This is a genomic window from Sphingomonas sp. ASV193 (assembly GCF_040203355.1).
Lineage (GTDB): Bacteria > Pseudomonadota > Alphaproteobacteria > Sphingomonadales > Sphingomonadaceae > Sphingomicrobium.
The window spans coordinates 334,250-342,175 of sequence record NZ_JBEHBW010000004.1 but is presented as its reverse complement, the minus strand read 5'-3'; the positions used below and the strand labels follow the sequence as shown (position 1 = coordinate 342,175).

8 protein-coding genes are annotated in these 7,926 nt (G+C 57.9%); 2 read left to right on the top strand and 6 right to left on the bottom strand.

The features are described 5' to 3' along the window. Positions 1 to 594 precede the first annotated feature (594 nt). The 3 genes from ABDK56_RS10105 to ABDK56_RS10095 all read right to left on the bottom strand — a co-directional run bounded on the left by ABDK56_RS10105 (position 595) and on the right by ABDK56_RS10095 (position 3,160). Complete coding sequence (locus ABDK56_RS10105) at positions 595 to 1,278, bottom strand: CPBP family intramembrane glutamic endopeptidase (protein ID WP_349808137.1); 684 nt, start codon at positions 1,276 to 1,278, stop codon at positions 595 to 597. A gap of 388 nt (positions 1,279 to 1,666) precedes the next feature. Continuing rightward, a complete protein-coding gene (locus ABDK56_RS10100) occupies positions 1,667 to 2,395 on the bottom strand; it encodes a hypothetical protein (protein WP_349808136.1) in 729 nt (242 codons plus the stop codon). 192 nt (positions 2,396 to 2,587) lie between these two features. Beyond that, positions 2,588 to 3,160 carry a hypothetical protein gene (locus ABDK56_RS10095; RefSeq protein WP_349808135.1) on the bottom strand — a complete coding sequence of 191 codons (573 nt, stop codon included), beginning with the start codon at positions 3,158 to 3,160 and terminating at the stop codon, positions 2,588 to 2,590. Between the two features lie 294 nt (positions 3,161 to 3,454). Here ABDK56_RS10095 and ABDK56_RS10090 point away from each other — a divergent pair, with 294 nt between their 5' ends. Further along, positions 3,455 to 4,282 (top strand): hypothetical protein, encoded by an 828-nt coding sequence (locus tag ABDK56_RS10090; protein WP_349808134.1) that lies wholly within the window; start codon positions 3,455 to 3,457, stop codon positions 4,280 to 4,282. Positions 4,283 to 4,375: 93 nt separating this feature from the next. Here ABDK56_RS10090 and ABDK56_RS10085 read toward each other — a convergent pair whose 3' ends face one another. Then, the gene (locus tag ABDK56_RS10085; RefSeq protein WP_349808133.1) at positions 4,376 to 5,122 is read right to left on the bottom strand and encodes a hypothetical protein; all 747 of its coding nucleotides are present in this window, start codon (positions 5,120 to 5,122) and stop codon (positions 4,376 to 4,378) included. Between the two features lie 218 nt (positions 5,123 to 5,340). Between ABDK56_RS10085 and ABDK56_RS10080 the strand changes: the two genes are divergently transcribed. Beyond that, positions 5,341 to 5,691, top strand: a complete 351-nt coding sequence (locus ABDK56_RS10080) for a hypothetical protein (protein WP_349808132.1) — start codon at positions 5,341 to 5,343, stop codon at positions 5,689 to 5,691. Positions 5,692 to 6,298: 607 nt separating this feature from the next. Here the strand turns inward: ABDK56_RS10080 and ABDK56_RS13165 are convergent. Both ABDK56_RS13165 and ABDK56_RS10075 read right to left on the bottom strand, forming a co-directional pair. Continuing rightward, positions 6,299 to 6,796 (bottom strand): NUDIX hydrolase, encoded by a 498-nt coding sequence (locus ABDK56_RS13165; RefSeq protein ID WP_502959293.1) that lies wholly within the window; start codon positions 6,794 to 6,796, stop codon positions 6,299 to 6,301. Positions 6,797 to 7,298: 502 nt separating this feature from the next. Beyond that, the gene (locus ABDK56_RS10075; RefSeq protein WP_502959292.1) at positions 7,299 to 7,925 is read right to left on the bottom strand and encodes an Lrp/AsnC family transcriptional regulator; all 627 of its coding nucleotides are present in this window, start codon (positions 7,923 to 7,925) and stop codon (positions 7,299 to 7,301) included. Between the last annotated feature and the right edge of the window lies 1 nt (position 7,926).

Sequence of the window (7,926 nt, the reverse complement as noted above, 5' to 3'; positions counted from 1 at the left end):
CCTCTCGAATCGACCGCGGACTTCCGTATTCCGCGGTTGTCCATCAGACTTAGTGCATATCGCATGCTGGGCCTCTGAACGCTGCGTAGTGAGACGTTCATAATCTCCCAAGAGTGCTGTCAGATACTGGTGCCGTAGCGGGGCTTGCGGCCAAGAGTCCCGTGCAGCATTTGGGAAGGCGGCATACAAAGAGACCGGACGCGCACCGCCCTAATGTCCGCAATGGGTGGAAAGCGGACATTTTAGGATGAACGTGTAAACTATGCGCATCTATCAAGGAGACCCAGATGCGCTGGTTCAAACCCGCCGGACTACTCTTCGTCCCGGTTTCCTTTTTTGGCTGGCTAGTGACGGCCATGGCGCTCGCGTTTTGTGGTCAGGTATTCTGGTTCGTGGACAGACACGCGCATTCCGTTAGCGACACATTTTATGGCGTTTTTCCCTTTTGGGCTCCGACCCTGCTTGCTCTCGCCTGGATCGCGGACCGGACTGGAGGACGAGCTTCATCACGGTAATGACGGAATGGGTGGAAAGCGGGCATCGAAGCAGTTGATCCAAGAGGAGCTTGCGTCCGGTAAGACTTACCCGAGATGATTACGAGGTGGCGACGCCCGGCTGCTGGTGCCGTTGGCGTTTCCACAAGCTCACTGTGATTGGGACCGCGATGATCGCCAACCCGATTGCCAGCCCCCAGAAGGGTCCAGCGCTCGAGCCCGGTCTTCCTGAGAAGAAATAGAATGCGCCAGCATTCACTCCATTGTGAAAAAGCACGCACAAGAGAACGCTCCCTCGCGATCGCAGGTACAGCCAGGTGAGTAGGAACGAGTTTGAGATGCACCCACAAAACAGAGCGCCGAACTGAGCAAGGCCCGCTTGCAGGTTCGTCGTTGCGGCGAGCGCCATCGGTAGATGCCACACACCCCAGATCACGCCGATCAGAAGTGCTGCCGATACTTCATTCATCCTGTCCAACAGCCGGGGCAGCAAATAGCCACGCCAGCCGAGCTCCTCCCAAACGGCGCTGAAGGGAAGGATAAGCAGGAAGTACATCAGCAAGTCGACGGGAGGACCCAAAGGATCAGGAACGCCCGTCGCTGACCGGAAAGCCAGGTACAAAATGAGGCACAAACCGAGGCTCAGCCCGAGGGCTACTACATACAGGTAGGGCGAAAATCGCCAGCGGACTAGCGAAGCAAACAAACTCTTGAGCCCTTCGCCGCCAAAACGCCGGAGCGAGAGAGTGATTGCGACCAATCCCGGGCTGAGCGCAGCCAGCATCTGGAGTCCGCCGGGCACTTTCCATGGCGACCAGCCATGGACAAACGCAGCAGCCGCAATGATGACCGGCCAAGTAAACAGGAACGCGAGCGCACAAAACCATATCGCGCCTCGTGACGGGCCGTCCTCGGGCCGCCGAGTATCATTCCGCGATGAAAGCGGGACAATCGTTGCTTGGTTCACTGGAACTGCGCCCGGCTGTTTCGTCCGCGCACGTGTAAGCGGAGCAGCGATCAGGAGCAAACTAGATCAGCACTCCATCGCGACCCCGCCTTGGTATGTCGGCACCGCAACTACTATGTTCGCTTGGGTGGAAAGTGGACGGAGCGCCTGGACGGCCGGATTGGGTACGAGGCGGACGTTCGATTCCCGCATACGGTTGTACGGCTCATCGAACGTCGTAAACTATTTTTGCGACCCTCTGAGGGGAGGGAGTCGCGCAAGAACCCCATTCCTTGTGCGTTTCGGCCAGTAGACGGCGTCTTTCTCCGTCATTCAGAGCGACGCCGACTTTGGCCGCTGCGTGCATCAGCACCATCGACAGATTTAGCATGACAAATTGATCGTGCTTCAAATGCTCCAGCGCCCTCGTGACGCGATCGGCTTCATCCGCGGTGAAAGCTCCTGGCGTTGGTCGTACGGAGCGCAGGTCGGCGAGATCTTCACTTTCGTGCATATTCCAATCCGCTAGTTGCGCGATGATCGTGTATGGAAATGCCCACCGCATAAGTTCTTTCGCGCCTTCATGCGCGAGCGCGCCCGTCGACGTACTGGCGTCCCAAGCCTGTTTGTCCCACGTCCTTTCAGGTGCGACAAAGGATTGCGTCATCTGAGCAAATTCTTTGCGATCGAGACCCGATTGGAAAGCTGATTGAACCATTTTGAGGTGGCTATCGAGACAAGGTGCGATGGCCAGCCTCACATAGGCTTGGGGTAAGTTGTCGTCGCCTATCTCGCTTCGCAGCGCCATTCGAGATTGTTCGGCGTCACGGGCCTGCTGCCAATTGTCTGCCAGCCGCTGAGCGCCCAGCGCAATCAAAACGCCAAGCACAATAATGCCGACTTCGCCGAAGAATGCTCGCCAGCCGTGCAGCGGCTTCGGCAGATGGACATGCATGTGACCGGCCCCCCAGCAACAGCATAAAGCCTAACAGAATGGCTTTATGACCGCAAAGGGTCGTTAGCGCCCCGAGCGCCTGGACGGCAGGTTTGGGTGGAAAGCGGACGTTGGCAGCGCACGCGGCAGCCTGGGGATCCTTGCACCGGCCTGCCGAGCCGTGGTTCGACTAAGCCGGTGCAGCAAACTTGATTAGCGTTTTACCGGCAACATGATATGGGCGTAGGGCGTCCCTCCAAACATCACATACGGTCGGGTGGTGTCCGGTTTTGCTCCGCCCGGGTACCCCGACGAGCTAGCGACGGCCGCATTCAGGATCATTATGTGCGGTCCGGTTATCACCCAAGATTGCCCGGTCGCGGGCTTATCGGCGAAAGGATCAGTGTTGCTAGCGTCAGCCGCACCGGCTAGCATATAAGCCAGTCCGACCTTGCCGGCAGGCGGGACGGCGTGCGTCATCCACGCTTGGGCCCACGCCATGCCGTTTTCATCCAGACACATCGGGTCGGGAGCCGGTGTCTTTGGATCATCAGGCATGCAGGTCCAGCCGTTCGATCCCTGCTTCAGAGTCCGCATGGACCCGTTGGCGCCCATGGCAATGACCGTTGCGTTCCTCGATACTTCTTGTGGAGCTGCGGACATTGCGCTCTGGATTAGCGCTGCATCGGCAGGCTTCGCGGCTGACGCAGCGTGCGCAGCAACGCCGAAAGATGCGGCGAGCACCGCCGCAGCTCCTTTAATTGGGAAAGCTAGTGTCTTGTGCATGAGCGAGACTCCTTTGTCTGGATCACCACAAGCCCTGCAAGGCAGCGCAACGGACGCAGACCGGCACAAAGCCAGACACCGGAATATGATCTCTTTGTTTGGCTCTTGTCCAGTTAAAGGACCATGGGTCGTTGAAGAGGCTTATAGCATGTGACTAGCCGCGCGGCCTAATGTCGTCCGCGGGTCGTTCGCCGCCAATGCGCCTAGACGGCGAGTTTGAGTGGAAGCCGACAAGCGCAAACGAGGGGACTGAGGCCACTGAACCTGATATAGCTCCCACTAGGAGAAAGGCCGATGCCTTACGCACGCGCTCAATATTATCTGCTCGCCGTGATTGGGGTGATCCTTGTTGGATTTTGGCCGACCTACTTCTCAGTCTTGGGGACTGTGCCGTGGCAATTTCACGCACACGGATTAGCGTCGAGCGCATGGATCATCGTGGTCACGACGCAATGCTGGACGGCAACCACAAGGCGGCTCCCCCTGCACCGCCTCATTGGCAAAGTCAGCTTGCTGCTTTTCCCTATTCTGACCGCCGGCTTAGCGGCCATCGTCGACGCGACGGCTAAAGGCTACGTTGCTGGGGACGATTCATTTCGGGTGGTATACGGGGGGTCGTTGCTTATGATCGTGATGGTAGCGATGGCCGCTTACGTCACACTTTATTATCGCGCGCTCAAATTCCGCAGGAGCGTGTGGGTTCACGCTGGTTACCTGCTGTCAACGCCGCTCATCCTGTTCGAGTCCGCCTTTCACCGGGTGATGCTTTGGTATGTGCCGGGCTTGCTCGCCGCGTCAGGTCCAGATGGCGAAATGCTCCTCCCCGGGATTTCGATCGCAATGTCCGTCGAACTCGTCATCATCGCAGTGATCTGGGCGAAATTTCGGGACAGAGCGAAGCCTTTCCTTGTCGCCGCGGTCTTCATCGTCGCGCAAATGCTCGCGATGACCCTGCTTAAGAACTCGATCTTGGCCACGTGGATGCTGAGATTGATCGGACATTTGCCAAGTGCCATCGTCATGGCCACCGGTTTCACGATCGGCGCGCTGACAAGCTTGGCCGGCTGGAATGACGGCAAGCGCCCCGCGCTCTCGGCTTCGCGGAACGCTCAACCGGCTTGAAACGGCGACCCCACGCCTGATGGCTCTGAAGGCAGATCGCATTGGCGAATCTCCACTTTGGGTGGAAAGCGGACATTGGCCCGAGGCCGACTTTTACACTGCGAGAAGATGATGGGCGGTTCGCAGCCAGTACGTTGAATTGCCGATTCGCTCTTCAGTGAGCCCAAGAAAAAGAAGAACGGCCGCTCCAATAATGGTCGCGAGATGCACGCGTTGGCGGCTGGCAATGTCGTAGACTGCAACAGAGGCGATGAAGCCGAGGTAGATGTAGAGAAAGAAGCTGCTGATCTCGGGGATGCGGCCAATGGCTGCGCCGATCAGACCCAAGCTCCCCAGGATCACCCAGCGTTTGTGGAAATCAGGCTTTTGACGCAGCAGCATGGCACCGCCAGCGAGCAGTCCGAACATCGCGAGGTCGGCAAGTTCACCGTAATAAAACGAAAGCGCTGCATCACCATCACCGGCATAAAAGTCGTGCACTGTATCTCTACTGGCCACGAGCGTTCCCAGAAACAGCATCGGAAGAACCAGCCATCCGGCAACCGACCCCACCCTGCGATGCATCTTAAGCCGTTTCGTCGCAGCGAGCCCGGCCTGCAAAAGTAGCATTCCCGTCCACGCGAAAAAGAATGCGCCATGGAGATGGACGACGAGTGGTTTCGAAAGCGACCCTCGCGCCATCGGAAGGAAGAAGGTTCGCGAAAAGCCCGTCAAGACGACAACCGCAAAGACGATGGTGAAGACGACGAAGTAACCATGCAGCTTCTTTGGAGCGCGTCGCAAATGCGGGCGCGGCGAAGCTTGGCCAGCCTCCGCCGCAACGGTCCGCGCCTGTCGCATGTGCTCTTTCCCCCCAACGGCAAGAGAGCACGACCCGCTAACGTCCGCAATGGGTCGCTAGCAGCCGACTAGGCTGGACGGCGGGTTTGGGTGGAAAGCAGACATTCCGCGGTTTAATGCCGAGCATGCTCTTCGCTCTCGTCACCACCCTCGCACTAGGAAGCAACGGTACTCCGGTTGCGCCATCAATCTCATGCAGTGCCGGTCAACGCCAAGCCATGATCCGTGGTGGGTTTACTGGTCCGCTGATTTGCTCTGGTAAAGATGCCAGTTTCAAGCTGGCCGGCTCTCCCATGGGAAGTCGCTGCGCCGTCTACGACTATCGCTATCGCTTCTTACCGCAGCCCAGAGGCGTTATGCATGGCGGGCAAAAACTAGTCGTGTTTTGCAGAGGCAAATACCTTGGGCAGTATGCGCTCTCGCCCCCGCCGTTCGTCAACATCAGTGTTATTGGCTCGAAGATCATTCTGACAGCGCCGGGAAGCCCTGAAAGCGTTGAGTTTACCTTGCAAGGCCGACCCCCAGCCGCCCTATTCGTGAACGGTGAGACGGCGACATTTCATCGCTGACCTGATCGATCGTATGACTAAATTGGGCGGAAAGCGGACGTAACACCTTAGCGTAGAATGCGTCCCCACGATCCAGCCCTCACCGCCTCAGGAGAGTTCACGCAAAGGTCTAGAAAGCTTAATCTGGGCGCCCCACTTCCTCCGAGCGGGACGGCGAACTCGGCTACCGAAGTGCCGTGGCTAAGCGAAAGGGAGCGAAGCATGGCTTTGTTCAGCGTCGGTACGGCATTTTCTGAGTAGCCTTTTTGCCTGCGTAGCTAAATGCCGCCAATCCTTGATCGCCCTTCTGTCGCAGCTTTGGCGAGCCGAGCGAAGACCGTCGCGACACTTTTCCCAAAGCACGCGCGCTCGATCGCATCTGTCGCAATTTACGCTCTTTCGCCCCTTCACCGCCAACCTCCAGATGAAACGCGCAGCGGGAGTGCAATTGTCCTGATGGCGCGGAGTTCCGAGAGCGCACGGATGCCGTCGCCAAGGCGCGGGGAAGTTGCGACGGGACGATCAGAGGTCGTTATCTGTCCGGCGAGAGGAAAGTCAGCTGTTTCGCCCTTCGCTTGGTAGTCTCTCACCGGACCATCCAAGCGATGCGACAGCAGGGAATTGTTTCTCATCCGACTGTTGTGCGGAAAGTTGGCAATACGCAGCTCGCTAATAACTTTACCAGACGAACATTAGCGACATGTTGGTCCAAGTCTCGGATTGCTACCCAGGCTCGGTCACGCAGCTCACTTTCGGGCCAGTCAGAGAGACTAACTGGTGAGTCTAGGCGATAGACTGCGACTTCGACGGGTTCGGAAAAAAATGCACTAGTGCTTGCGTTTCGAGTATGGACGAAAGAGCCGATTGAGATTTCGCGCGCAATTCCTCGCACGCCGGCTTCTTCAAAGCATTCTTCGGCCGCTGATTGGGCGGGTGTCCGGCCCGGCATGAGATGCCCCTTCGGAATGGACCATTCGCCGCGACCCTTCCTACGCGACAGCAGGACTTCGCACCGCTCACCCTCAAACCGGAACGCCGCAGCCCCAACCCGCAAATCCAACGCCGGCCAAAGACGTCTTGGCTCCTCGTAAGAGCTCTCGCCTGATGTTTTCTCGATCGAAGTCATCGAAGGCACTAATCCGTTCCGAAAATTGATTTGTTTGGTCCGAGTCCAGCTTTCCTGCCCGTGGATTCGAACCGAAAAATGGTTCGCTCAGTTCGATGAAGACCGCCCGGCTCGGATTCGGAGCGTTCCTCCACCGCACGTCGGGCGTAATTCGCCGCCATGCTAAGAAGCACCTTTCGGCCGCTCGCGCTGTCGATCGTCGCTGCTCGCGCTCGGCAAAGACTCGCTAAGTGACCGTATCGCTCTCGCAACGTAAGGGACTCGACTAGATGATGCGCCATGAACTCCCTCCTTTCACGGGAGGAATGCCAGCGAACGGGCAACAGACAATGAGGTGAGCGCCGGACCGAGTGCAAATTACGCCCAATGAGCTTTGCCCAAAACGGCTTTGTCTGCAGGAAAATTCTAGTCCACGCGGCAGCTGGGGTGATATTATCTAACTCTGTCGCGACCTCGCTTCTATCCGACCTCGATAATGTAGGCTGCCGTAGGATTTTTCCGCCTAACTGATTTGACCATCCTCCCTTGGGCGGGCCGGTCTCAGCGTCGACTCCTTGATCCTCTCCATCACGAACGTCGTCGAAATATTTTTGAGAGGCACCGCGCGGGTGAGCTCGCGGTAAAATACGTCATAGTCTCGCATGTCCGCGACCGCGACCTTGAGGAGATAGTCAACTTCACCGGCTAAGCGATGGACTTCCATGATCTCCATGCGCTCCGCTAGGAAACGGATGAAGTGATGCCGCCAGTCCGGGGAGTGATCGCTCGTCTCTATATTCACAAAAGCTGTCAGATCCCGTCCGATGGCCGCGGGGTCAACGATCGCCACCGTTTTCTGGATCGTCCCTTCGGATTTGAGACGTGCGATTCGTCGCCAGCAAGGGGTGGACGATAAGCCAACCTTCTTCGCGATCGCATCTTCGCCCTCAACCTGCGGCGTCTGCGGACCGAGCGCGACCTGACCCAGGAGAAGCTGGCCGATCTGGCCGAGATCGATCGAACCTATGTCTCGGCGCTCGAGCGACAGGTCTACTCCGCGTCGCTCGACACTATCGAGAAACTCGCAGACGTGTTGGGCGTCGATCCGCAGCGCCTGCTCGAACCGGTGGCCTGAGCCCACTTCAAGCATT

Excerpts from the sequence above, each read along its gene's own strand:
- ABDK56_RS10105 (WP_349808137.1), bottom strand. The coding sequence starts at position 1,278 with ATGCTGGCTGCGCTCAGCCCGGGATTGGTCGCAATCACTCTCTCGCTC.
- ABDK56_RS10100 (WP_349808136.1), bottom strand. The coding sequence starts at position 2,395 with ATGCATGTCCATCTGCCGAAGCCGCTGCACGGCTGGCGAGCATTCTTC.
- ABDK56_RS10095 (WP_349808135.1), bottom strand. The coding sequence starts at position 3,160 with ATGCACAAGACACTAGCTTTCCCAATTAAAGGAGCTGCGGCGGTGCTC.
- ABDK56_RS10090 (WP_349808134.1), top strand. The coding sequence starts at position 3,455 with ATGCCTTACGCACGCGCTCAATATTATCTGCTCGCCGTGATTGGGGTG.
- ABDK56_RS10085 (WP_349808133.1), bottom strand. The coding sequence starts at position 5,122 with ATGCGACAGGCGCGGACCGTTGCGGCGGAGGCTGGCCAAGCTTCGCCG.
- ABDK56_RS10080 (WP_349808132.1), top strand. The coding sequence starts at position 5,341 with ATGATCCGTGGTGGGTTTACTGGTCCGCTGATTTGCTCTGGTAAAGAT.
- ABDK56_RS13165 (WP_502959293.1), bottom strand. The coding sequence starts at position 6,796 with ATGACTTCGATCGAGAAAACATCAGGCGAGAGCTCTTACGAGGAGCCA.
- ABDK56_RS10075 (WP_502959292.1), bottom strand. The coding sequence starts at position 7,925 with ATGCTTGAAGTGGGCTCAGGCCACCGGTTCGAGCAGGCGCTGCGGATC.